The sequence below is a fragment of the Streptomyces sp. NPDC101234 genome (assembly GCF_044767525.1).
Taxonomy (GTDB): Bacteria; Actinomycetota; Actinomycetes; order Streptomycetales; family Streptomycetaceae; genus Streptomyces; species Streptomyces sasae.
Genome location: NZ_JBIWOA010000025.1, coordinates 93,523 through 116,504 on the forward strand (window position 1 = coordinate 93,523; position 22,982 = coordinate 116,504).

At 69.8% G+C, this 22,982-nt stretch carries 20 protein-coding genes and 2 pseudogenes; 14 read left to right on the forward strand and 8 right to left on the reverse strand.

Features of this window, described 5'->3' with window-relative positions:
* The first annotated feature begins 162 nt into the window (after positions 1–162).
* Both ACIRR9_RS36840 and ACIRR9_RS36845 read left to right on the forward strand, forming a co-directional pair.
* Complete coding sequence (locus ACIRR9_RS36840; RefSeq protein WP_403761151.1) at positions 163–489, forward strand: plasmid stabilization protein; 327 nt, start codon at positions 163–165, stop codon at positions 487–489.
* 11 nt (positions 490–500) lie between these two features.
* Positions 501–1,036: pseudogene (locus tag ACIRR9_RS36845) on the forward strand (molybdopterin-dependent oxidoreductase); the annotation flags it as partial.
* Positions 1,037–1,302: 266 nt separating this feature from the next.
* On the opposite strand, the gene ACIRR9_RS36850 reads toward ACIRR9_RS36845, so the two are convergent.
* Positions 1,303–1,992 carry a GAF and ANTAR domain-containing protein gene (locus ACIRR9_RS36850; RefSeq protein ID WP_403761154.1) on the reverse strand — a complete coding sequence of 230 codons (690 nt, stop codon included), beginning with the start codon at positions 1,990–1,992 and terminating at the stop codon, positions 1,303–1,305.
* Positions 1,993–2,965: 973 nt separating this feature from the next.
* Here ACIRR9_RS36850 and ACIRR9_RS36855 point away from each other — a divergent pair.
* From ACIRR9_RS36855 to ACIRR9_RS36875, 5 genes are all read left to right on the forward strand, one after another.
* On the forward strand, positions 2,966–3,340 hold the full coding sequence (locus ACIRR9_RS36855) for an STAS domain-containing protein (RefSeq protein WP_403761157.1): 375 nt from the start codon (positions 2,966–2,968) through the stop codon (positions 3,338–3,340).
* A gap of 53 nt (positions 3,341–3,393) precedes the next feature.
* Entirely contained in the window at positions 3,394–4,608 is a 1,215-nt protein-coding gene (locus tag ACIRR9_RS36860; RefSeq protein ID WP_403761160.1) for a PP2C family protein-serine/threonine phosphatase, read from the forward strand.
* A 135-nt stretch (positions 4,609–4,743) separates the two neighbouring features.
* Positions 4,744–4,917 carry a hypothetical protein gene (locus ACIRR9_RS36865; RefSeq protein WP_403761162.1) on the forward strand — a complete coding sequence of 58 codons (174 nt, stop codon included), beginning with the start codon at positions 4,744–4,746 and terminating at the stop codon, positions 4,915–4,917.
* A 220-nt stretch (positions 4,918–5,137) separates the two neighbouring features.
* The gene (locus ACIRR9_RS36870; RefSeq protein WP_403761165.1) at positions 5,138–5,698 is read left to right on the forward strand and encodes a hemerythrin domain-containing protein; all 561 of its coding nucleotides are present in this window, start codon (positions 5,138–5,140) and stop codon (positions 5,696–5,698) included.
* Positions 5,699–5,906: 208 nt separating this feature from the next.
* Entirely contained in the window at positions 5,907–6,416 is a 510-nt protein-coding gene (locus tag ACIRR9_RS36875) for a hypothetical protein (protein WP_403761167.1), read from the forward strand.
* A 2-nt stretch (positions 6,417–6,418) separates the two neighbouring features.
* Here ACIRR9_RS36875 and ACIRR9_RS36880 read toward each other — a convergent pair whose 3' ends face one another.
* Both ACIRR9_RS36880 and ACIRR9_RS36885 read right to left on the reverse strand, forming a co-directional pair.
* On the reverse strand, positions 6,419–6,643 hold the full coding sequence (locus ACIRR9_RS36880; protein WP_403761169.1) for a DUF5133 domain-containing protein: 225 nt from the start codon (positions 6,641–6,643) through the stop codon (positions 6,419–6,421).
* A gap of 138 nt (positions 6,644–6,781) precedes the next feature.
* Complete coding sequence (locus ACIRR9_RS36885; RefSeq protein WP_403761171.1) at positions 6,782–7,171, reverse strand: hypothetical protein; 390 nt, start codon at positions 7,169–7,171, stop codon at positions 6,782–6,784.
* Positions 7,172–7,365: 194 nt separating this feature from the next.
* Between ACIRR9_RS36885 and ACIRR9_RS36890 the strand changes: the two genes are divergently transcribed.
* On the forward strand, positions 7,366–7,611 hold the full coding sequence (locus tag ACIRR9_RS36890; RefSeq protein WP_403761174.1) for a hypothetical protein: 246 nt from the start codon (positions 7,366–7,368) through the stop codon (positions 7,609–7,611).
* Positions 7,612–7,626: 15 nt separating this feature from the next.
* Here ACIRR9_RS36890 and ACIRR9_RS36895 read toward each other — a convergent pair whose 3' ends face one another.
* A complete protein-coding gene (locus ACIRR9_RS36895) occupies positions 7,627–7,899 on the reverse strand; it encodes a hypothetical protein (RefSeq protein WP_403761176.1) in 273 nt (90 codons plus the stop codon).
* Positions 7,900–8,100: 201 nt separating this feature from the next.
* Between ACIRR9_RS36895 and ACIRR9_RS36900 the strand changes: the two genes are divergently transcribed.
* From ACIRR9_RS36900 to ACIRR9_RS36920, 5 genes are read left to right on the forward strand one after another with little or no spacing between them, the layout of a single operon-like run.
* A complete protein-coding gene (locus ACIRR9_RS36900) occupies positions 8,101–11,178 on the forward strand; it encodes an FAD-binding and (Fe-S)-binding domain-containing protein (RefSeq protein ID WP_403761178.1) in 3,078 nt (1,025 codons plus the stop codon).
* Positions 11,179–11,226: 48 nt separating this feature from the next.
* Positions 11,227–13,059 carry a thiamine pyrophosphate-requiring protein gene (locus ACIRR9_RS36905; protein WP_403761181.1) on the forward strand — a complete coding sequence of 611 codons (1,833 nt, stop codon included), beginning with the start codon at positions 11,227–11,229 and terminating at the stop codon, positions 13,057–13,059.
* A complete protein-coding gene (locus ACIRR9_RS36910) occupies positions 13,056–14,165 on the forward strand; it encodes an enolase C-terminal domain-like protein (protein WP_403761184.1) in 1,110 nt (369 codons plus the stop codon). The genes ACIRR9_RS36905 and ACIRR9_RS36910 overlap by 4 nt, the downstream gene beginning before the upstream one ends.
* A 19-nt stretch (positions 14,166–14,184) precedes the next feature.
* Entirely contained in the window at positions 14,185–15,921 is a 1,737-nt protein-coding gene (locus ACIRR9_RS36915; RefSeq protein WP_403761187.1) for a glycoside hydrolase family 15 protein, read from the forward strand.
* Between the two features lie 12 nt (positions 15,922–15,933).
* Complete coding sequence (locus ACIRR9_RS36920) at positions 15,934–16,944, forward strand: SDR family oxidoreductase (protein WP_403761190.1); 1,011 nt, start codon at positions 15,934–15,936, stop codon at positions 16,942–16,944.
* A 154-nt stretch (positions 16,945–17,098) separates the two neighbouring features.
* Here ACIRR9_RS36920 and ACIRR9_RS36925 read toward each other — a convergent pair.
* Positions 17,099–18,024, reverse strand: a pseudogene (locus ACIRR9_RS36925) (LLM class F420-dependent oxidoreductase).
* A 426-nt stretch (positions 18,025–18,450) separates the two neighbouring features.
* Positions 18,451–18,819 (reverse strand): DUF6479 family protein, encoded by a 369-nt coding sequence (locus ACIRR9_RS36930; protein ID WP_403761193.1) that lies wholly within the window; start codon positions 18,817–18,819, stop codon positions 18,451–18,453.
* Between the two features lie 213 nt (positions 18,820–19,032).
* Between ACIRR9_RS36930 and ACIRR9_RS36935 the strand changes: the two genes are divergently transcribed.
* Positions 19,033–20,154, forward strand: coding sequence for an IS630 family transposase (locus tag ACIRR9_RS36935; protein ID WP_403761196.1), 1,122 nt, complete (start codon positions 19,033–19,035; stop codon positions 20,152–20,154).
* Between the two features lie 31 nt (positions 20,155–20,185).
* Here the strand turns inward: ACIRR9_RS36935 and ACIRR9_RS36940 are convergent, their stop codons facing one another.
* Positions 20,186–21,274 (reverse strand): pentapeptide repeat-containing protein, encoded by a 1,089-nt coding sequence (locus ACIRR9_RS36940; protein WP_403761199.1) that lies wholly within the window; start codon positions 21,272–21,274, stop codon positions 20,186–20,188.
* 102 nt (positions 21,275–21,376) lie between these two features.
* Entirely contained in the window at positions 21,377–22,915 is a 1,539-nt protein-coding gene (locus ACIRR9_RS36945; RefSeq protein ID WP_403761202.1) for a CHAD domain-containing protein, read from the reverse strand.
* Positions 22,916–22,982: the final 67 nt, after the last annotated feature.

Genomic DNA, 22,982 nt, shown 5'->3' on the forward strand with positions numbered 1-22,982 from the left:
GTCCCCCGATAGGTGGGGGAAGGGATCGCGCATGTCCAACCCTCAGCGGCCCCAGCAGTGGCGCAGCCGCACGGGCGGCGGAGTGCCTGCGGACCAGCGACCCGATCACCCCTGAGACGGCGGCGCCGACCAGTCTCTTCGAGAACGGCAAGGAGGAGCAGCATGCCTGCCGGATCGAGTTCCAAGCGGGAACGACAGTACGAACACATCAAGAAGAGCGCCCAGGACCGGGGTGAGTCCGCCGGACGGGCCAAGGAGATCGCCGCGCGGACGGTCAACAAGGAACGGGCAAGGTCCGGCGAGTCGAAGACCGCGAGCAAGACCTCGACCCGTGACCCCAAGTCCGCGTCCCAGCGCGGCGGGCAGCGCTCGCACAGCGGCGCGCAGGGACCGACCAAGGACCAGCTCTACGAGGAGGCGAAGAAGCGCAAGATCGGCGGCCGCTCCTCGATGACCAAGAAGCAGCTGCAGAACGCCCTCGGTCGTTGAGGGTGAGGCCGATGCGGCCCAAGGTGGACCGGATAGCGCGGCCCTGGGGCGACCGCGCCCCCTACGGTCGCGCTGAAGCCTGGGCGGTCCGGGGTCGACTCGTACCTCAAGCCCGACACCACGGCAGACGTCGTAGAGCGCTGGGTCCCCACCGCCTCCCTGCTGCACTCCCACGGGGATGCCATGGAGGTCGCGGCCGCCCATGACCGACCGGATCGTCGGGGTGCGTGGACGGCCCGCCGACCGGGTCAACCACGGCAGGCTCGGACCGAAGGACCTGTTCAGCCGGCAGGCCGACAGGCCGAGGACCGGCTGACCACTCCCCTGCTCCGGGACCTCGGCCGTCTGGTCCCTTGCGGCTGGGCTACCGCCATGGACCGGGTCGCCTACTGGAGCCGGCAGCTGCTGGACGAGAGCGGCCCCGGCGCCATCGGCTTATACACCACCGGTCAGTTGTTCCTGGAGGAGTACTACACGCTGGCGGTGATCGCGCACGCCCGGCATCGGCACCAACCACCTCGACGGCAACACCCGCCTGTGCACCACGAACACGCCGAACTCATCGCCCACGCCGCCGAACCGCGCGACGTGCGTCTACCCGGCCCCACGATCAAGACGCTGTCACCGCAACTGCTCGCAAGTCTGTGAGCCGGAGCAGGGCCGCCGTTCGGTCCGGTCCGCCGGTGCAGGTGTGGGCGCGGTTGTGCGGGGGACTTGGTGGACAAGCAGGGTTCAGCAGCGTTCCCCTGGGGACTGGCCCGGCCCAGGCTTCTCTGGTTCAGCCGAAGTGCCGGAGGAGCCGCTCGCCCGGGGTCACGACAGGGTGCCCTCCTCGCAGACCCGGCGGGCGACCTCGCGGAGCTTGATGTTGTTCTCCTGGGAGTAACGGCGCAGCACGTTGAACGCCTCCTCCTCGGTGAGGTGGTGGCTGCCCATGATGATGCCCATGGCCTCGCCGATGGTGTGACGGGTGGCGAGGGCTCCTTCCAGCTGGGCGTGGGTACGGGCGGCGGAGAAGGCGACCGCCGCGTGGGAGGCCAGCAGCCATCCGGCCAGCTCACTGGCCTCGGTGAACGCGCCGGGCTGGTGGGAGTAGAGGTTCAGCGCGCCGAGGTCTTCCTCTTCGGTGAACAGCAGGAAGCCCATCATGCTGCCGACGCCGAGCTTGCGTGCCTGTGGCGCGTAGGCGGGCCAGCGCTGGTGCTCGGCGGTGAGATCGGCGATGCGGAAGACCCGTTCGCCCTGCGAGGTGCGGGCGGCGTCGTAGCACGGCCCTTCCCGCAGCCCGTGCTGCAGCCGGTCGCTGTCGACAACCAGCTGATGGGTGGGGGCGAGCGTCTCCACCTGCGAGTCGTGCAGCACGAGGATGCCGGCCGCGTCACAGCCGTCGACCAGTTCGATGGCCGACGCGGTGATCCGCCCCAGTGTGCCATCGACCGAGTCCTGTGCCAGAAGATCCCGCGCCATCGACGCCATCTGCTCCGCGAACCGGCCCCAGTCCACGTCGTCCTCCGCTACTCGTCACGTCCGGACAAGCCTCATACCCAGCTTTTCACGCGAGGCTCGCGATCACATCGCAGACGGATACCCGTGACGGGCCGGAACATGACTCCGGTGCTGCTGGAATCCGGTGGCACAGGCCGACGACGGACAGGCGGACCGCCAGACCGAAGATCCAACGGCTGGGGTCGGCAGTCCGGATGAAGTACAAACGGGACCTAAGGTCAGCTGCAGAGCAGCCTCAATCAAGCCCCTCGATCCAGGTCGAAATCTTCCCGCTGACCGAGACACTCAGAGGAAAAAGCCGAGGCCCCGGTAGCCCGGAACCTCGGCTCCGGGGCCCTGGTTCTGCCCTCGGGCCGCCGTCAGCGTGGGCCGGATGGGCCCTGATGCCTCCGGTCTCTGTGGCACTGGCCATCGTCTCTTCACTCCGTTCCGTGGTGTCGAAGCGGGCGCTCAGCATCGAGGACCGCCTGGCCGCCAGGCTCCTCACAGCCTGGCGCGAGGGAGCCACCGCGCTGCGCGCAGACAAAACGCCGTGACTCCCAGCCGGATGCCGCGTTCAGGCCACGGCGCAAGGGTTTGTTCCCACGGCGCAAGGGCTTGTTCGCCCTCTTTGACTCGCCCGACCTGGCCCGCTCCTTTTTGACCGTGCGTGCCGCCACCTTGACGTGTTCGTGCTGGCGCTCCCACTCGGTGCTCGAACCGGCATGGCGCTGCTGCTTTCCCGTACCACACGCTCACGGGTGCTCCGGTGTTCATTCCGCCCGACAGGTTCCCCCCGCTGGAAAAACCCACACGCCACCGCCGCCACCTCTCGTACCTTCCAGCAGCTCACCCGGTTGTGCGGTGCCCCTCCGGGTCGTCCTGGCCCGATTGCCGAACGACTCCTGCACCGCCGCGACCTGCGGCGGCGCACGTACGCGACGCGAGCGGACGTCACCGCAGCTCGCGGAAGCTCGGGCATACTTCCGGCATGAGTCCGGTCGACAGCCAAGGCCAAGACCCGGCCCCGTCCGACGGGCACGGGCTGGAGCCGACGTCCGTGGTGCGATACGAGCGGGGCGGCGCCTGGGTGGTCGTGGCGAAGGGCGCCTATGACGCGAACACCTTGGGTCCCCTGGCCGACGCGCTGGAGGTGGCCGTCCCGGAACACCGCCGAGTCGTTCTGGACGCCTCCGGAATCACCTTCGCGGACTCGACCGTGCTGAACCTCCTGCTGGGCATCCATCGCGCCACGGCACTGCGCGTGGTCGCGCCGCCGCCCCAGTTGCTCCGGGTTCTCCAGATCACCGGAGCCGATGCCGTCCTGGACATACGGGAAACCGTGGACGACGCGGTCTCGGGCTGAGCCGACCCGGGTACCCGGCCGGTGTCGCATTCGGTGCGGCACCGGAGCGAACCATGTCGATCCCTACGAACAGCGGTCGGATGCTGCGTGAGCTGATGCAGGCGGCTCACCTGGCGACTCTCGACGACCTGCCCGGCCTCATCGCCTCGCACGCGGCGCGCGTCGGGCTGCGGGACGTCGCCGTCTTCGCGGTGGATCTTCAGGAGAAGGCACTACGGCAGCTCACGGGCCATGGAGACGACGCGGGCGCAGGCGGTGAACGGCTGAACATCGACACCACCGTGCCCGGCCGCGCCTACCAACGCGTCGCCATGGTCGCCGAAGCCGCTCACGAGGGGCGTCGGCGCTGGTGGGTCCCGGTGACCGACGGCGTCGCACGGATCGGTGTCCTGCGGGCGGACACGGCCGACGGCGATGGGGAAGACCTTCGGCTGGACCTTCGCGATCTGGCCTCGCTGGTGGCGTTGCTGCTGCTGAGCAAGCGGTCCTTCAGCGACTCCTTCGCCCGGCTGGTGCGGACGGAACCCATGGACGTGGCCGCGGAGCTGCAGTGGAACCTGATGCCGCCGTCCGCCTACGCAGGGCGTGAGGTGACCCTGGGCGCCATGATCGAGCCGGCCTACGAGGTGGGCGGCGACGCCTTCGACTACGCCGTCAGCAGCAGCACGCTGCACCTGTCCGTCTTCGACGCCATGGGACACGACACCACCGCCGGGATGACCGCCACCCTGGCCGTCGCGGCCTCGCGCAACGCCCGGCGCCAGGGCGCTTCGCTCGTCGAGACCAGCCAGGCCATCGAGGACCTGCTGACTTCACACTTCGGCGCCAGCCGCTACGTCACCGGCATCCTCGCCGACCTCGATCTCGGCACAGGCACGCTGACCTGGATCAACCGCGGGCACCATCTGCCGCTCGTGATCCGCGACGACCGCTGGGCCTTCGAGCTCTCCTGCCCGCCCGCCGCCCCGATGGGCACCGGGCTCGACCTGCCTGTCACCGTGCGCCACCACCAGCTCCAGCCCGGCGACCGGCTCCTCCTGTACACCGACGGCATCGTCGAAGCCCGGGACACGGAGGGACGCGAGTTCGGCCGGGACCGCTTCGTCGACTTCATCGTCCGACACCACTCCGGCCACCAGACGCTCCACGAGACCCTGCGCCGACTGATGCACGCGGTCGTCGAACACCACGCGGGGCATCTCGACGACGACGCGACCGTGCTCCTCGCGGAGTGGCGCACCGGTCAACAAGACCGGCTCACGCCATGACCCGCGGCGCGCCCCGCCGGACTCGAACCAGGTTTCACGCCGGGCCCGTCGGACACTCGGGACGAGAAGAGCAACGGGAACAGGTCGGATGAACCGGATCTCAACAGGTCTGAGTCAGAAGGAAGTTGAACCGCCGTGACCACGGAAGCCAGCAATCCGATCGTCGTTCGCCGAGCCGAGACCGGTTGGGCGAGGGCGCGTCGCCTGCGCGGGCAAGGCATACAAACCTGCGTGCGCGCGACGCTCGACAACAACTCGGCGCAGCTGCGGCAAGTAAGCGACTGGAACGTCGTACGAGACGAGGACTGACCGCCCTCGCACGCGCGCCTGTAGTGCTCTGCCACACCGTCGCACACACGGTCAGGGCACCGGTTCGCACCCGCCTTCCCGAATGACAGAGGCACCCGACCGGGTGGACATACGGGTGGACATCGCCCCGAGTGGCGCGGGGTCCGTCCGGATGGGGAACCACTGTCAGCTGGGCGGGACTGACCCGGCCCAGATATGACCAGCGAGAGGCGGACAGACGATGGGGCACGGCGGAGACGCGATCGCGGAGCTGATGACGGACCACCGGGAGGTCGAGGAGATGTTCGCCCGGATCCAGGCGATGCCGGGCGGCGGGCAGGAACTCCGTGACGTGGTGGACGAGGTCACGATCGAACTGGTACGGCACTCGATCGCCGAGGAGGAGTACCTGTACCCGGCGGTGCGCGAGCACATCGAGAGCGGAGACCGGATCGCGGACAAGGAGCTCGCGGACCACGGCAGGGTCGAGAAGCTCCTCAAGCAGCTGGAGAAGACCGACACCGACGATCCGAAAATGAGCCCGCTGCTGCAGGAGCTCATGGACGAGGTCTCCGCGCACGTCCAGGACGAGGAGGAGAACCTCTTCCCGATGCTGCGCCGGTCCTGCTCCCTGGAGGCACTGAACGACCTCGGGGACAAGGTCCGCCGGGCCAAGTCCATGGCCCCGACCCGCCCGCACCCCTCCGCCCCGAACACCCCGCCCGCCAACAAGCTCCTCGCCCCGGGCGCCGGCCTGGTGGACCGGGCTCGGGACCTCATCACAGGGCGCGGCAAGTCCTGACTCCGCAGGAGCAGGCTCCGGGCCGAGCGGCTGGCGCCCGGGTTCCTCGTCGGAACCCGGGCGCCTGGCTGTGACGCCGCTCATTCCCTCTTCGGGTCCGGCTGCCTACGCTGGTGGATCCCAAGCGGGGCAGCGCGGCCCCGCGACACAGCTCGCGGGACCGATCTGCCGGACACAGGCGAGCACGCTCCCCGAGGGACCGACCGCCGTGACCGACGACCTGACACCCGTCATAGCCGCCTCCACCCGCTGGCTTCTCGCCGCCTACCCCGCCCCCGGCGGGGCGCTCAGCCGGGCACTGGCCGAGGCCCAGGCCCGGCAGGCCGTCACGCTCGCCGCCACCCTGCGTTACCCCACCGACCTCGACGTTCAGCTGCTTCATCTGCTCGCACCCAGCGGATCCCACCGGCTGGACCGGCTCACCGGATGCGAGCCCCAGCCCGACGACACCGCCTGGCGCACCTGGATCGACGAAACCGTCGTCAGTTGGGCCGCCTGCCTCCTGGCCGACCCCGCTCTGGCCGCCCGCGCCGCCCACCAGGCCGTCACCGTGGACGAGCACCACGCCGCCGGCCTTCACCGGCTGACCAGCCCCGGCGGGCGGGACATCGAAGCCGCGCCTCTGCTACGCCATCCCGACCTGCTGGAGAACATCGCCGGCCTCCACCGGCCTCAGCTCATGGAACTGCTCAGCCTCGACAGCGCGGACCAGCCCTGAGCTCAGCGCCCGGGAGCCTGCTGCTCCGCCCGGGCATCGAGCAGCTGCCGACGAGCCTCGGAGAGCGCCTTGTCCAAACAGCGAGTGCCAGTGATCACGCACAGCGTGTACGTCACGTCCTCCAGGCGCCGCGCCGTTTCCACGCCTCCCTCGTATGCCAAACGCCACCGGAGCGTCTCACACTGTGCGACCAGCTCCCGCAAGAGCGAAGGATGCGCTGTCAGCATGGTGGCCTCCTCCGGCCGCGTCCACTGGGCCCCCTCCATTCACACGGTCGCAGGGACCCGCCCCCACCGCACCCCGGAGAGGACGAGAGCTCCAGCTCGAAAAGGATGCCTCCACCTGTGACGTCGAACGTCGAGCGATCAGGCCAGGGAATCGAGGTCCGGGAAGGACCTCGTACAGGCGGACCGGGTCTCGGCCATCGCGGTCTCCAGTGCCTGGCGAATGTCTTCAGGCGGTTGCCTGGTCACAGCCCGGTCGACGAGCTGTTCGGCGATCACAGGAACGACGAGGCCGGTGCGTTCGGACATGGCCATGAGGACTTCGATGCCGTGGTGGGGACGCAGCCCTCCGAGGACCAGGATCACGCCGATCGCCTGGTCGATCAGGGCCTGCGACACGACGGAATCCTGCAGCTGACCGATCTCTCGCCGCAAGGCGGTGACCTCGCTTCGGAGAGCCGCACAGCCTGGAAATGCGCTCACCTCGGCGAACGGCGAGTTGCTTTTCTGCGGGCAAACCATCGTATTCACGTCCCAGATTTCGTTCCGGGCTGCCGTCGTTCGCCCCGGGACAACGAGAACATGATCTGACTACCCGGGGAGGAAGTCCCTAAGCAGTCCATGCGTTTGGGTTCGGGTCCCCCGTAGATGCATGTGAGTGATTGCCCGGTCTTTGTGGCTGAGGGATGGGCGGAGCACTCGTTGCTCCCGACAGGAGGCGAGGCATGAGTCACTGGATCTACGAACTCTTGGGATGTCCCGAGGCAGGGAGCCATCAGCAATTCGCCGGCGAAACCGAACCGGGCCGGGTCTTGGTGTTCGAACGCGTCGAGAGACCGGTCATCGTGGACGGGTTCGTACGCGAAAGCGTCGATGACCTGATGATGGTGGCCCGTTTCCGTTGGGTGGCCAGCGGAGACCCCTCCACCGTGATGCCGGAGCTACTGCGCGCGGCAGCCCTTTCGCCATAGCCGGGTACGCGGGACTCACGTGTCCCTCACCAACGGGGCGGGTGCAGGCGCCGCCCAGCAGTTCGGTCCACCACCCTGACGCGGCCAGACCTCCGGGCCACCGCCGTGCCACTCGATGAGGTCCGACTCGGCCACGTCCAACTCGTCCCCGCGCACGAAACCGACGTGCCGCAGGAAGAGTGTCAACTCGTGCAATGAATAGGCCGTGCCCAGGAACTGGCCGTCCACGCACACGTGACGGCCGCCAGACCCGCCAGGCGCCTCCACGATCGCGGACCGCTCGACCATGAGCTCAGCTTCTCCCAACCGAAGGCTGACCGCATTCCCGGGCGATCTCAAGGAGGCGAACCTGCGCGGGTGACGGACCCCGAAGTGGGTGCCATTGCGCGTTCAGGGGTGGGTACCCGGGAGCTGCGGCATCGCGGAGATCCCCGGGAACGGCGCGACACCTCCCGCACGGTCCACGGCTGAGGAAGGCGGTTACACCTGATGACTCGCACCCCCTTCGGTACCTCCGCGGGCGTGGACGTGGCCGGGCTGGCGGCGGCCCTGGTCGAGGAGGTGGACGCCGAGGTCAGGTTCGACGCGGGCAGCAGGGGCGCCTACGCCACGGACGGCTCCAACTACCGGCAGGTGCCGATCGGCGTGGTGGTGCCCCGTACGGTGGAAGCCGGGATGGCGGCGGTGCGGGTGTGCGCCCGGTTCGGTGCCCCGGTCCTGTCGCGGGGCGGCGGTACCAGCCTCGCCGGACAGTCGACGAACACGGCCGTGGTGATCGACTGGAGCAAGTACTGCCACCGGCTCGTCGCCGTCGTTCCCGACGCCCGTACCTGCGTGGTCGAGCCGGGAATCGTGCTGGACGAGCTCAACCGGCGGCTGGCCGTCCAGCGGCTGCAGTTCGGCCCGAAGCCGTCGACGCACAGCCACTGCGCCCTGGGCGGCATGATCGGCAACAACTCGTGCGGCGCGTCCGCGCAGGCATACGGCAAGACCGTCGACAACGTGCGCCGCCTGGAGGTGCTCACCTGCGACGGCGTCCGGATGTGGGTCGGGCCGACGTCGAAGGCCGAGCGGGCGCGGATCGCCGCGGAGGGCGGCCGCCGCGCCGAGCTCTACGCGGGCCTGGACCACATCGTCACCGAGTACCTCGCCGACATCCGGCGCGGCTACCCGAAGATCCCGCGCCGGGTCTCCGGCTACAACCTCGACTCGCTCCTTCCGGAGAACGGCTTCGACGTGGCGCGGGCGCTGGTCGGCAGCGAGGGAACCCTGGTGACCGTGCTGCACGCCGAGCTGGACCTGGTGCCGGTGCCCGCGTACCAGTCGCTGCTGGTCCTCGGCTACGACGACATCTGCACCGCCGCCGACGACGTGCCCCGGCTGCTTGAGCACTGTTCGCCCGGGCAGTTGGAGGCGCTGGACGGCCGGATGGCCCAGCTGATGCGCGAGGAAGGCGCCTACCTGGCGTCTCTGAACGCCCTGCCGCAAGGTGACAGCTGGCTGATGCTTCAGTTCGGCGGGGACAGCCAGGAGGCAGTCGACGAGCAGGCGCACGCCCTGCTGCGCAGCGTCGGCCGCACCGAGAAAGACTCCGAGGTCGCGTTCTCCGACGATCCCGAGCGCGAGCAGCGGATGCTCAGGGCGCGCGAGGCCGGGCTCGGCGTCACCGCCCGCCCGCCCGACGACCGCGAGACATGGGAGGGCTGGGAGGACTCGGCCGTACCACCCGAGCGGCTCGGGGACTATCTGCGGGACCTGAAGGAGCTGTTCGAGGAGTTCGGCTACGACCATCCGTCCCTGTACGGGCACTTCGGGCAGGGCTGCGTCCACACCCGTATCCCGTTCGGGCTGAGGACCGCCGAAGGCGTGGCGAACTTCCGCCGCTTCCTGGAGCGGGCGGCCGACCTCGTCATCTCCTACGGCGGTTCCCTCTCGGGCGAGCACGGCGACGGCCAGTCCCGGGGAGAGCTGCTCAGTCGAATGTTCGGTGAGCGGCTCGTGGGCGCGTTCGGCAAGCTGAAGGCGCTGTTCGACCCGGACAACCGGATGAACCCAGGCAAGATCGTCCATCCCAACCCCGTCGACGGCCAGCTGCGTCTCGGTCCCGGCTGGCGCCCGAGGACCCCGGCAACGCACTTCGGCTTCCCCGAGGACGACCATTCCTTCAACCGGGCGGTGATGCGGTGTGTCGGCATCGGCAACTGCCGCGGTCACTCCGGCGGCGTCATGTGCCCCTCCTACCGGGCCACCAGGGAAGAGGAACACTCCACCCGCGGCCGCGCCAGGCTGCTGTTCGAGATGCTCGGCGGCCATGCCGACTCGGCCATCACGGACGGCTGGCGCTCCACCGAGGTGCGCGACGCACTGGACCTGTGCCTGGCCTGCAAGGGCTGCAAGTCGGACTGTCCGACCGGCGTCGACATGGCCACCCTCAAGGCGGAGTTCCTCTCCCACCACTACGAGGGGCGACTGCGCCCCGCAGCCCACTACTCCATGGGCTGGCTTCCCGTGTGGGCCCGGCTGTCCCGTATCGCGCCCGGGCTGGTCAACAGTGTCCTGCACGCGCCCGGTCTGGCACGGGCAGGCAAGCGCCTGGCCGGCGTGGACGAGGCCCGGTCGGCACCCGTCTTCGCCGAGCAGTCCTTCCAGCAGTGGTGGCAGGCCCGCGGCGGTGAGGAACCCGACCCGGCCGACCCGCGCACCGTCCTCCTGTGGCCGGACACCTTCAGCAACTCCTTCCATCCCTCGATCGCCGTCTCGGCCGTACGCGTCCTGGAGGACGCCGGCTTCCGCGTCGCCGTACCCACCCGGCCGGTGTGCTGCGGCCTGACCTGGATCTCCACCGGACAGTTGTCCCTCGCGCAGAAGGTCCTGCGCCGGACCCTCGCCGTGCTGCGCCCCTACCTGGAGGCGGGCACCCCGGTCGTCGGACTTGAACCGTCCTGCACCGCCGTCTTCCGCTCCGACGCCCCCGAGCTGATGCCCGCCGACCAGGACGTGCAGCGGCTGGCCGGACAGGTCCGCACCTTCGCCGAACACCTCGTCCACCATGCGCCCGACGACTGGCGGCCCCCGCAGCTCAGCAGGCGGGCGACCGTGCAGACCCACTGCCACCAGCACGCCATCATGAAGTTCGACGCGGACCGCGAGCTGATGCGCCGCGCTCACCTCGACGCCGACGTCCTCGACGAGGGCTGCTGCGGCCTGGCCGGCAACTTCGGCTTCGAACACGGCCACCACGAGGTCTCCATGGCCGTCGCCGAACAGGGCGTCCTGCCCGCCGTCCGCGCCACCGCACCGGACCACCTCGTCCTCGCCGACGGCTTCAGCTGCCGTACCCAGATCGACCAGGGCGGTACCGGACGGCGGGCCCTGCACCTGGCGGAGGTCCTGGCCCTCGGCCTGGAGGGCACGCTCCCGACCGACCACCCCGAACGCCTGGCCGCCCGCCCCGACCCGCCCTCCCGCACGTCACGCTGGGCGGCCACCGCCGGCGCGGCCACCCTGACGACGGCCGCCGCGGCAGTCGCTGGTCGAGCGGCGCTGCGCTCGCCGCACCACCTCTGACCCCTCTTCGCAAAGGCACTGAAGGCACTACCGGAAAGGTTGTCGAACATGTCGCAGAAGGTTTCCGACCATCTCCTCGAGCGCCTGCGCGAATGGGGGGTGGAGCACGTCTTCGCCTATCCCGGCGACGGCATCAACGGTCTGCTCGCGGCCTGGGGCCGTGCCGACGACAACCCCCGCTTCATCCAGTCCCGGCACGAGGAGATGTCGGCCTTCGAAGCCGTCGGCTACGCCAAGTTCTCCGGCAGGGTCGGGGTGTGCGCCGCCACGTCCGGGCCCGGCGCCATCCATCTGCTCAACGGGCTGTACGACGCCAAGCTCGACCACGTGCCCGTCGTCGCGATCGTCGGACAGACCAACCGCAGCGCCATGGGCGGCTCCTACCAGCAGGAGGTCGACCTGGTCAGCCTGTACAAGGACGTCGCCTCCGACTTCTGCGAGATGGTCACCGTCCCCGAGCAGCTGCCAGGCGTCCTGGACCGGGCGATCCGCACCGCCATGGCACGCCGCTCTCCGACGGCTCTGATCATCCCGGCCGACGTCCAGGAACTGGACTACTCGCCGCCCGGACACGCCTTCAAGATGGTGCCCTCCAGCCTCGGTATGTCGCAGTACGCGCCGGTGCCGGGCGACGAGGACCTCGCCCGGGCCGCCGAGGTGCTCAACGCGGGCGAGAAGGTCGCGCTCCTGGTCGGGCAGGGTGCCCGCGGGGCCCGGCAGGAGGTCATGGCGGTCGCCGACCGGCTCGGCGCCGGCGTGGCCAAGGCGCTGCTCGGCAAGGACGCCCTCGACGACGACCTGCCGTATGTCACCGGCTCCATCGGACTGCTGGGCACCCGGCCCTCGTACGAACTGATGATGCGCTGCGACACCCTCCTCGTCATCGGCTCCTCCTTCCCCTACACGCAGTTCCTGCCGGAGTTCGGGCAGGCGCGGGCCGTGCAGATCGACATCGACCCGCACATGGTCGGGATGCGCTACCCGTTCGACGTCAACCTCGTCGGCGACGCCCGGCAGACACTGGCCCGGCTGCTGCCGCTGCTCGACACGGCGAAGCACGGCAGCTGGCGCGAGCAGATCGAGAAGAACACCGGGCGCTGGTGGGAGGTCATGCAAAGGCGCGCCGCGGTCGACGCCGACCCGCTCAACCCCGAGTACGTGGTCCACGCGCTGGACGGCCTGCTGCCGGAGAACGTGATCCTGTCCTCCGACTCCGGCTCGGCCGCCAACTGGTACGCCCGCCATCTGCGGCTGCGCGGTGCCATGCGCGGTTCGCTGTCCGGCACGCTCGCCACGATGGGGCCCGGGGTGCCGTACGCGATCGGCGCCAAGTTCGCGCACGGCGACCGGCCCGCGATCGCGCTCGTCGGCGACGGGGCGATGCAGATGAACGGCATGGCCGAGCTGATCACCGTCGCGAAGTACTACCCCGAATGGGAGGACCCCCGGCTCATCGTGGCGGTATTGAACAACCAGGACCTCAACCAGGTCACCTGGGAGATGCGGGCCATGGAGGGCGCCCCGCAGTTCCTGCCCTCCCAGTCGATCCCCGACGTCGCCTACGCCGACTTCGCCCGCATGGTGGGCCTCAAGGGCATACGGGTCGAGAAGCCGGACGACGTCGTGGACGCCTGGCAGGCTGCACTGGCCGCCGACCGGCCCTGCGTCCTGGACTTCGTGACCGACCCCGCCGTCCCGCCGATCCCGCCGCACGCGACCCTCGACCAGATCGAGGCAGCGGCGACCTCGGTCCTCAAGGGCGACAGCGACCGGGCAGCCATGGTCCGCCAGGGCTTCAAGGCCAAGGTCCAGGAGTTCCTGCCCGGCCACCGCCACCGCACGGACCGGCCCGGGGCCGTGGACGAGAAGGGCGACGCATGAGCGAGAGCCCGGTCGTGGAGCGGGTGGGCACGGCCGTCTACACCGTGCCCACCGACGCCCCCGAGGCCGACGGCACCCTCGCCTGGGACAGCACGACCCTGGTCGTGGCGACCGTCGGCTGCGGGAGCGTCACGGGCCTCGGCTACACCTACGCGCCCGCCGCGACGGCACGTGTCATCGACGACCTGCTCGCCGACCTGGTCATCGGCTCTTCGGCCCTCGACGTGCCACGGGCGAACGAGGCCATGCGCCGGGCGGTGCGCAATGCCGGGCTGCCCGGCGTGGCCGCCCAGGCGATCTCGGCCGTGGACATCGCGCTGTGGGACTGCAAGGCCCGCCTTCTCGACCTGCCGCTCGTGCGCCTGCTGGGCTCAGCCCGCGACGAGGTGCCCGTCTACGGCAGCGGCGGCTTCACCACGTACGACGACGACCGGCTGGAACGGCAACTGCGCGGCTGGGTCGAGGGCGAGGGCATTCCCCGCGCCAAGATCAAGATCGCGGAGTCGTGGGGGCACCGGGAGGAACGCGACCGGCGGCGGATCGCCCGGGCCCGGGCCGTCATTGGCGACGCTGCCGAGCTCTACGTCGACGCCAACGGCGGCTACGGCGCCAAACAGGCCGTACGGCTGGGCCGGGCGTTTGCCGACGAGGGGGTGACCTGGTTCGAGGAGCCGGTCTCCTCCGACCATCTGTCCACCCTCGCCGCGATCCGCGACCAGGTGCCCCAGGAGGTGACGGCCGGCGAGTACGGCTACACCCTGCCGTACTTCGCGCACCTGCTCGCCGCCGGAGCGGTGGACTGCCTCCAGGCAGACGTCACCCGTTGCGGCGGCATCACCGTCTGGCTGCGCGCCGCCGCTCTCGCCGAGTCCCACGGCATCGACATCTCCGGACACTGCGCCCCGCACGCCCATGCGCACGCCGCCGCCGCGGTGCCCAACCTGCGCCACCTGGAGTGGTTCCACGACCACGTCCGCATCGAACGCACCCTTTTCGACGGCGTCCTCTCCCCCCAGGGCGGCGCGCTGACGCCCGGCGCCGACGGCGCGCCCGGCCTCGGCCTCGTCCTCGACCCGGAGCGGGCGCGGCCCTACCGGGTGGCCTGACAGCAGGAGGCATCCGCCCATGCAGCCCACGGACTTCCCGCCGCACGCCCTGCACGACTACGCGTTGCTGGCCGACGGCGAGCGCGGCGCCCTGATCGGAACCGACGGAGCCATCGCCTGGCTGTGCGCGCCCAGCTGGCACGACGACGCCGTCTTCGCCGCCCTCATCGGCGGCCGTGGTGTGTATGCAATCACCCCGCGCGGCCGCTACGTCGCCGGCGGCCACTATGAGGAGGGCACGCTGATCTGGCGCAGTCGCTGGGTCACCGCCGAGGGAGTGACCGAGTGGCGCGAGGCGCTCGCCTTCCCCGGCGAGCCGAACCGGCTGGTCCTGCTGCGGCAGCTGATCGCCGTCGACGGACCCGCCCGCGTCCGCGTCGTTCTCGACCCGCACGCCGAGTACGGCTGTGCCCAGGCCACCCACAGCCGCGCCGAGGACGGCGTGTGGCACCTCACCTCCGGCCACCGCCACCTGCGCTGGCAGGGCGCCCCGGCAGCTGTCCCCCGAACGCAGGGCCTCACCGCCGACCTGCAGCTCAGGCCCGGCGACAAGCACGACCTCATCCTGGAATGCTCCACCGCCCCGCTCCACCATCCACTCCCTCGGGCCGAGCAGGCATGGGCCGCGACCGAGCATGCGTGGCATGGGGCGGTGCCCCCGTTGAAGAACACCATCGCCACCCTCGACAGCCGACGCGCCTACGCCGTGCTGCGCGGCCTGACCGGCCACGGCGGCGGCATGGTCGCCGCGGCCACCACCAGCCTGCCCGAACGAGCGGAGACCGGCCGCAACTACGACTACCGGTACGTCTGGATCCGCGACCAGAGCTACGCCGGGCAGGCGGCGGCCTCCGCAGGAGCCCACGACCTGCTCGACGCGGCCGTCCGCTTCGTGAGCGAGCGGCTCCTCGCCGACGGCCCGCGCCTCGCCCCCGCCTACACCGTGCACGGCGACACGGTGCCTCAGCAGCAGGAACTCGAACTGCCCGGCTATCCCGGCGGCTTCAGCCGCATCGGCAACCACGTGTCCGAGCAGTTCCAGCTGGACTGCTTCGGCGAAGCCCTCCTGCTGTTCACCGCCGCCCGGCGCGCGGACCGTCTGAGTGCCGATGCCTTCAAGGCCGCCGACGTCGCGGTACGGGCCATCGCCGAACGATGGCGCGAACCGGACGCCGGAATCTGGGAACTGGAGGGCCGTGCGTGGACCCACAGCCGCCTCACCTGTGTAGCCAGTCTCCGCGCCCTGGCCGACACCGCCGGCCACCAACCCCTCACCGACACCTGCACCGACCTCGCGGACACACTGCTCGCCGACACGTCCGCCAACTGCCTGCATCCCTGCGGCCACTGGCAGCGCGCCCCCGACGACCCGTCCGCCGACGCGGCACTGCTCCTGCCCGCCGTCCGCGGGGCCCTGGCCGCCGACGACCCACGCACCCGTGCCACCCTCGCCGCCTGCCGCGACCAGTTGGCCCAGGACCACTTCCTCTACCGCTTCCGCCACGACGCCCGCCCCCTCGGAGAAGCCGAGGGAGCGTTCCTGATGTGCGGGTTCGTGATGGCCATGGCCGAACACCAGCAGGGCCACGCGATCGACGCACACCGGTGGTTCGAACGCGCCCGCGGCGCCTGCGGGGCGTCCGGCCTGTACGCCGAGGAGTTCGACATCGCCCAGCGGCAACTGCGCGGCAACCTCCGGCAGGGCTTCGTGCACGCCCTGCTGTTGAACAGCGCCGCCCACCTCGCCCACAACTGAAGGAGGCTGACCATGCCCGAAACCGTCGTCGTCACCGGAGCCAGCGCCGGCATAGGCCGCGCCATCGCCCGCCTCTACGGCGAACGCGGCGCCAACGTGGTGCTGATCGCTCGCGGCCGGGCCGGCCTCGATGCCGCCGCGAAGGAGGTGGAATCCCTCGGGGGCCATTCGCTCGTCCAGGTCACCGACACCGCCGACGCCCACCAGGTCGAGAGGGCCGCCGAGGCTGCCGAGCAGTTCTTCGGCCCCATCGACGTCTGGATCAACTCCGCGTTCACCAGCGTGTTCGCCGCCTTCGACGACATCACCGCCGAGGAGTACGACCGGGTCACCCAGGTGGCCTACCTCGGCTTCGTCAACGGCACCCGGACGGCGCTGAGGCGGATGCTGCCACGCGACCACGGCACCGTGGTGCAGGTCGGCTCAGCGCTCGGGGAGCGGGCCATCCCGCTGCAGTCGGCGTACTGCGGTGCCAAGCACGCCATCAACGGATTCACCTCCTCCCTGCGCACCGAACTGCTGCACCGTGGCAGCAACGTGCACATCACGGTCGTTCAGATGCCCGCGGTCAACACCCCGCAGTTCTCCTGGGTGCGCTCCCGCCTGCCCCGGCACCCGCAGCCCGTCCCGCCCATCTACCAGCCGGAGGTGGCCGCGCGGGGCGCGGTGTACGCGGCCGATCACCCGCGCCGCAAGCAGTACTACGTCGGCGCCACCACGGTGGCGACGATCTGGGCCAACCGCCTGGCCCCCGCCCTGCTCGACCGCTACCTGGCCCGCACCGGCTTCGAAGCCCAGCAGACCGACCGGCAGCCGCCGAGCGACGAGAACAACCTCTTCGAACCGGTCGACCGGCCGAAGGGTGCGGACCACGGCGCCCACGGCACCTTCGACGCAATGTCCCACAGCCGGTCCTTCGAAGCCGCACTGGCCCGCCACCCGGCCGCAGCCTCGGCCCTCACGGCCGCTGTGGCAGCAACGGCGACGGCCGTGTGGAAGAGGCGCGCCCGCACCTCGTCGTAAGACCGACCGCGAGCCATCGGGTCAGGGTGCACCCGCCCCACCTGAGCTGTCCAGCGGCATCAGCCCCACGGCACGGGGGGGATCTCCCGCTGGGGAAGGTGGTGGCCCGCCTACCAAAACGCCTCCCATCACGTGACCACAAGTCGTCGCCCTCTCACAGTTCACGGAGCGCGGGCAGCAACTTGTGCTCGGCCCATTCGAGGTACTGCTCTTGGTGGTCGCCGCCGATCTGGACGAGCGCGACCTCGGTGAACCCCGCGTCGACGTAGAGGCGTACGGCCTCGACGACCGCCTGCACATCGTCGCCGCAGGGAATGGACTCGGCCACGTCCTCAGGCCGTACGAACTGAGTGGCATGCTCGAACGCGGCAGGTCCGGACAGTTCGGAGTTGACCGGCCAGCCGCCGCCGAACCAGCGGAACTGGTCGTGGGCGCGAACGACAGCCGCGTCGCGGTCGGTGTCGTAACAGACGGGTAGCTGGCCGATCTTGGGCTTGCCCGCGCCGCCGTGGCGATCGCCAAATCGGCGAGGTGACCGGCGAGTTCGCAGGAGCGGTCACCCGAGACGGCGACACCGATCGGCGGCGGCGTGTCGGGCAGGTCCCACAACCTGGCGTTCGCCACGTCGAAGTGAAAGCCGTGGCGAGTGACGCTCTCCCCCGTGAAGAGCGAGCGGATGATCTCCACGGCCTCCTCCAGCTTCTCCAGCCGGACGTGCGCGGCGGGCCAACCCCCACCCATCACATGCTCGTTGAGGTTCTCCCCGGAGCCGAGCCCCAACCGGAACCGGCCCTGGGAAAGGATCTGCATCGTGGCGGCCTTCTGGGCGACGACCGCCGGGTGGTAGCGAGTCGTCGGGCACGTCACATAGGTCATCAGGGGAATGCGTTCGGTGGCCTGTGCTGCGGCACCCAGCACACTCCACGCGTAGGGGGCATGGCCCTGGGACTCCAACCAGGGAAAGTAGTGGTCGGACGTGACCGAGAAGTCGAAGCCGGCACGCTCGGCGCGCACCATATGATCCACCAGCTCCCGCGGACCGGCCTGCTCGGTCATCATCGTGTATCCGATCTGCACCATGCCGCTCATCTCCTCGTGGTTCGACCACACGCGTGGGGTCTCCTGGTGTACGGCGAACGCGACACCCAGGGTTTCGAACATCTGGTCGACGGCATTCTCGTTGGGTGGGTCGGAAGGCGACGGCCCTGGCGGGACGCGGATTCCGTGCCCGCCGGAGCCTCGGGCCTTTGGCAAGGCGACGGAACAATCTGTCAGCGATGTCGGCACGCGACATCGAGCGACCGAGGGACGCGCGGACCGTACGTCACGGTCGCGGATCGCCGGACGGCTCCCGTCGCCGATCGGCGGACGGCCGGTCGCCGACCCCGGTACGCGTACCCGTCTCGTGGCCTTTCAGCCAGCCAGAGTCGAACGGCGAACTACATGCCCTCGGCACGATGAGGTGGCCTCAGCGACCCTTCGTACACAGGTCGGCTGGAGGCCGGGTCACGTCGCGCCACCGCCTCCGCTGCCGAAGGACCCGCTGGAGCCGGTCCGCCAGCGCGGGCGAGTCTGGTCTTCGCCGGGCCTGGTGGATGCGTTGCCGAGCTGGTACGGAGTGAGACGATCGCCCTCGTCGGCAGCCCGTGGCACCTCGTTGGGCTCGCGCATCTGGCGCTCCTCCCGCACCGGTCCGGTACGGGGCAGCACCGGGTGATCCGAGCGCTGGGGCGGCGCGGACTCCTGCCGCCGTACCCCGATGCCGAGGCGGACGGCTCCCACCATCGCGGCCGTGACGAGCAGACCACAGACGACGATCACGATCGGTCCCGCCACCGAGCCGGCGGCGGCCAGTTGCTCAAGGGTCCTGTACATCGGCGCCGGGTACCCGGCGCGCCGCATCGAATGCCCGGAAGTCGAGGTGTGCCGGATGTTCGGGGCCGGCCGTGCCCTGTCGATCCCGGAGGTTCGTCTCGGAGAATTACCCGGACCGCTTACGGATCTAGTGCTCTGACCGCGTAGGTTCGCCGGGTTGGCGGTTGCAGCGGTTTGATGCGCGGTGACGTCCGTCCAACTGCTGGAGGCGCGGTGGCTGAGCCTGTCCGTGTGCGCAGACTGACCGACCAGGAGGGGCAGAAGCTGCAGCAGATCGTGCGCCGGGGCAGCACCAGCTCGGTGCGCTACCGGCGCGCGATGATGCTGCTGGCCTCGGCCGGCGGGAACCGGGTCCCGGTGATCGCCCAGTTGGTGCAGGCCGACGAGGACACCGTCCGGGATGTGATCCACCGGTTCAACGAGATCGGTCTGGCCTGCTTGGACCCTCGGTGGGCGGGAGGCCGTCCCCGCCTTCTCAGTCCTGACGACGAGGACTTCGTCGTCCAGATGGCCACCACCCGCCCGACCAAGCTCGGCCAGCCTTTCACCCGCTGGTCCATTCGTAAACTCGCTGCCTACCTGCGGAAAGTGCACGGCCGCGTGATCAGGATCGGCCGTGAGGCGTTACGGTGCCTGCTCGCCCGCCGCGGCATCACCTTCCAGCGCACCAAGACCTGGAAGGAGCCCCCGGACCCCGACCGCGACGTCAAGCTCGAACGCATCGAGCACGTGCTGGAGCGGTTCCCGGACCGGGTGTTCGCGTTCGACGAGTTCGGTCCGCTGGGCATCCGGCCCACGGGCGGGGCGTGCTGGGCCGAGCAGTGCCGGCCCGAGCGGCATCCCGCGACCTATAACCGCACCCACGGGGTGCGGTACTTCCACGGTTGCTACTCGGTCGGCGACGATATCCTCTGGGGCGTCAACCGACTGAAGAAGGGCGCCGGGAACACCCTGGCTGCGCTGAGGTCGATCCGCGCGGCCCGCCCGGACGGCGCCCCGATCTACGTCATCCTGGACAACCTGTCCGCCCACAAGGGCGAGACGATCCGGTGCTGGGCGAAGAGGAACCGGGTCGAGCTGTGCTTCACCCCGACCTACGCCTCCTGGGCCAACCCGATCGAGGCCCACTTCGGGCCTCTGTGGCAGTTCACCGTCGCCAACTCCAACCACAGCAACCACACCGTCCTGACCAGAGCCCTGCACGCCTACCTACGCTGGCGGAACAAGAACGCTCGGCACCCCGACCTGTTGGCCGCCCAACGCAAGGAGCGCGCCCGCGTCCGCAGCGAGAAGGGCATCCGCTGGGGCGGACGCCCCCTCAAGTCGGCGGCCTGATCAATCCAATGCGATAAAGTCGAACCAAGCATCAGGCTGACATCAGGGGCGGGACTGGCCTCGTGATCGCGGCAGCCGGCAGCAGAACGTCAGGTTCGGCGCCGGGGTCCTCGGTGATGACAAGGCCAGCCGCGTCGATGTCGAAGCCGTTCGGCCAGATGGTCAGGTCGCTCGCCAGCGCGCCTTCGAGCCTCGCGTGCCGCAGGTCGGCACCGCCGAGGTCGCAGCCCCGCAGATCGGCCAATCGCAGGTCCGCACGGACGAACACCGCCCCATGGGACCGAGCCTTGCGCAAGTTCGCCTCCCTGAGGTCCGCACCGGAGAAGTCCGCCTCCCGCAGGTCGGCCTTGACCAGGCGCGCGCCGCGCAGATCGGCGTCAAGACACCGGACCTGATGGAGTATCGACGTCCCGAGTTCGGCATGCCGCAGGTTGGTCTCGATCATTGACGCCCCGCTCAGGTTGACCTGGTACACGCTCGCCGCTTCCAGGCACGTGGCGTCGAGATTGACACCGTTCAGCCACAGCCCGTCGCAGTCGGCCCGACGAAGGTCGGTGAAGCTGACGTTGACCCACCCCGGGCTGCGTTCCTGACCAAGCACCCCGAGGCAGGTGAGCGCCACCTGAGCATCGGCGGCACGGGTCTCCAGCGGGCGCACTGAGTTGATCGACACGTCCGCCGCCGGAGCGCCCGGTTCCTGCGGCGGCCACGGCAGGTGCGTCCGAAGGTACGCCGCCATGATCGAGACGACCGCCTCGTGGTCGCGGGCGGAATGGTCCGCGATCCGCCACAGTGCGTAGAGGCCACCGATCCGCACGTCCAACTTGTCACTGCCGAGCTGTTCCACGGCCCGGCTGAAGCGATCGGTCACCTGGCCCTCTCGAGTGGCGTTCAGCCCGTCCTGGCTGACACGCAACTGCCGCCAGGTGGCGTAGGCACCGAACAGGACGACTGCGCCACCGATCGCCTGCAGGAGCGTGGTGCGCACGTTGTTCACCGCGTTCATCCGGTCCGCGGCGGCGAGGCGGGCACCGGCGAGATCGTGGTCCACCATCATGCCTGGAAGAACCAGGAGCACGACGAACAGCACAGCCAGTGCAGCCACCACGACCGACGCCATGGCGACCATGCGAGTCCCACGCCAACGGCGATGAACAGATCCCCCCATAGCCATCGGATCCTAGAGCAAGGCCGAACCCGGCGAACCTACGTGGTCAGAGCACTAGTTGAGCGTCTTACGCGGATCGCGCCGCGAAGCGTCGGCCCACACCATCGGCAACTCCCGTTCGCGCCTGTCGGCCTCGGCTTGCTCCTGTCCGTACAACAGGCCCCAGACGAAGGAGGGTTCATCGGCCGCGTGGGCTGCCACGGTCAGCTTACGCAGGGCGCCCCGTGCCACAACGCTGTCCTGATGGTCCCCAAGCACCTTCTGGACGGCTTTGACGCGTTTACCCAGGCGCTTGGCAGGTTTGCCGAGTGCGTCGCGCGCCGGCTCCGTGGCGTACCTGGTCTTCTTCGCCGCCTTACGGGCTGCGTGGAGGGCCGTGTCGCGTTCTGGCCCCGGCGAGAGTTCCAGCGCGTAGGAAACGCGGCCGGCGAGACGGTCGTATTCCTTGAGGATGGCCTTGGCCAAGACGTTCTCCGCTCCCCGGTCGGCCTTGTCACGTAGTGGGGGCTGTTCCGTAAGCATTGCCAGGGAGTCCAGTAGCGCCAGGTAACGGGGGGAATTCAGGGCGTCGAGGGTGCCTTGGTGGGCCTCGGAGCTGTTGCCGAGGTCCCACACCTGCAGCCGGGCGGCGACGGGACCGAAGACCAGTTCCGGAGGCAGAGCGTCGATCCTCGAAGTCAGTCTCTCCAGGAGTACCTCCTGGTCGCGTTCGGCGGCGAGCTCGTTTCCCAACCACTTGAGTTCCTCGCGGACGGGATCGGTGACCTTCCGGTCCAGGACGGACCGGAAGGAGCGCAGGACGCTACGCAGCCGCCGGCATGTGACGCGCATTTTGTGCACCGAGTCGGGCACATCGCGCCGTACCGCGGGGTCCAGGCTCACCAGAGTGTGAACCCGGTCTTCCACATAGCCCAGCACAGCTTCACCGGCGGATTCCGGCACCGCGGTCTCGGCAGCACGCTCGTCCGGCAGAAGGGGGGTTCCCGTCATCGTCTCCTCCAGCGCCCGGGCCAGCTTGGACGCAGAGTGCGCACGGTCCACACCGCTCTCGCGCAGCTTCTCGTCCACGACGTCCAAAAGCGCCGGGTCGGTCTCCGGTGCGAGTTCGACCTCCATCTCGGTCCAAGAAGCCCGCGCGTCGGAGCCGAGCAGGGACTCGGCGCGGACCGAGTCGATGCTCAGCTCGGCGAGGACAGTGCTCCCGGAATCGACGAGTTGCCGTATGCCACGGGTGGAACGGATCCGGACGACCGGCCGCACCTCCGCTCGCCGGGTACGTGAAAGGGCCAGGTCGCGCAGCGTGTCCGGAAGGGCATCGGACAGTGGGGCCCGTACCTCTTCCCGGCTGTCCGGGGACAGGGGCAGTTTGAGATGCCAGCCCGCATCGGTCCCGCCCGTCCTCCGCCTGAGCACGGCCGAGGTAGCAGCCAGGCGCAAGTCGTCCGTGTCGTAGTACACCGCGTCCAAATCCTCGGTGCCCTGATCCACGACGGTATCAATCGGGCCCACACCGGTGAGGTCGGGCAGCCACGTCGTGTCGTCAGCCCAAGGGACTTCGTACTTTCGCTCGATTTCCTGCTTCGTGTCGGTCATATCCTTCGCCTACACGCATGTGCCCCGTACAAACATCGCCAACCCGGATCCGGCGGCCCACGCCCAT

What these genes read in the sequence shown, in the direction of transcription:
- ACIRR9_RS36910 (WP_403761184.1), top strand. Translation starts at nt 13,056, where the DNA reads ATGAGCGAGAGCCCGGTCGTGGAGCGGGTGGGCACGGCCGTCTACACC.
- ACIRR9_RS36940 (WP_403761199.1), bottom strand. Translation starts at nt 21,274, where the DNA reads ATGGCGTCGGTCGTGGTGGCTGCACTGGCTGTGCTGTTCGTCGTGCTC.
- ACIRR9_RS36915 (WP_403761187.1), top strand. Translation starts at nt 14,185, where the DNA reads ATGCAGCCCACGGACTTCCCGCCGCACGCCCTGCACGACTACGCGTTG.
- ACIRR9_RS36890 (WP_403761174.1), top strand. Translation starts at nt 7,366, where the DNA reads ATGAGTCACTGGATCTACGAACTCTTGGGATGTCCCGAGGCAGGGAGC.
- ACIRR9_RS36870 (WP_403761165.1), top strand. Translation starts at nt 5,138, where the DNA reads ATGGGGCACGGCGGAGACGCGATCGCGGAGCTGATGACGGACCACCGG.
- ACIRR9_RS36930 (WP_403761193.1), bottom strand. Translation starts at nt 18,819, where the DNA reads ATGTACAGGACCCTTGAGCAACTGGCCGCCGCCGGCTCGGTGGCGGGA.
- ACIRR9_RS36895 (WP_403761176.1), bottom strand. Translation starts at nt 7,899, where the DNA reads ATGGTCGAGCGGTCCGCGATCGTGGAGGCGCCTGGCGGGTCTGGCGGC.
- ACIRR9_RS36900 (WP_403761178.1), top strand. Translation starts at nt 8,101, where the DNA reads ATGACTCGCACCCCCTTCGGTACCTCCGCGGGCGTGGACGTGGCCGGG.
- ACIRR9_RS36945 (WP_403761202.1), bottom strand. Translation starts at nt 22,915, where the DNA reads ATGACCGACACGAAGCAGGAAATCGAGCGAAAGTACGAAGTCCCTTGG.
- ACIRR9_RS36840 (WP_403761151.1), top strand. Translation starts at nt 163, where the DNA reads ATGCCTGCCGGATCGAGTTCCAAGCGGGAACGACAGTACGAACACATC.
- ACIRR9_RS36855 (WP_403761157.1), top strand. Translation starts at nt 2,966, where the DNA reads ATGAGTCCGGTCGACAGCCAAGGCCAAGACCCGGCCCCGTCCGACGGG.
- ACIRR9_RS36905 (WP_403761181.1), top strand. Translation starts at nt 11,227, where the DNA reads ATGTCGCAGAAGGTTTCCGACCATCTCCTCGAGCGCCTGCGCGAATGG.
- ACIRR9_RS36880 (WP_403761169.1), bottom strand. Translation starts at nt 6,643, where the DNA reads ATGCTGACAGCGCATCCTTCGCTCTTGCGGGAGCTGGTCGCACAGTGT.
- ACIRR9_RS36860 (WP_403761160.1), top strand. Translation starts at nt 3,394, where the DNA reads ATGTCGATCCCTACGAACAGCGGTCGGATGCTGCGTGAGCTGATGCAG.
- ACIRR9_RS36920 (WP_403761190.1), top strand. Translation starts at nt 15,934, where the DNA reads ATGCCCGAAACCGTCGTCGTCACCGGAGCCAGCGCCGGCATAGGCCGC.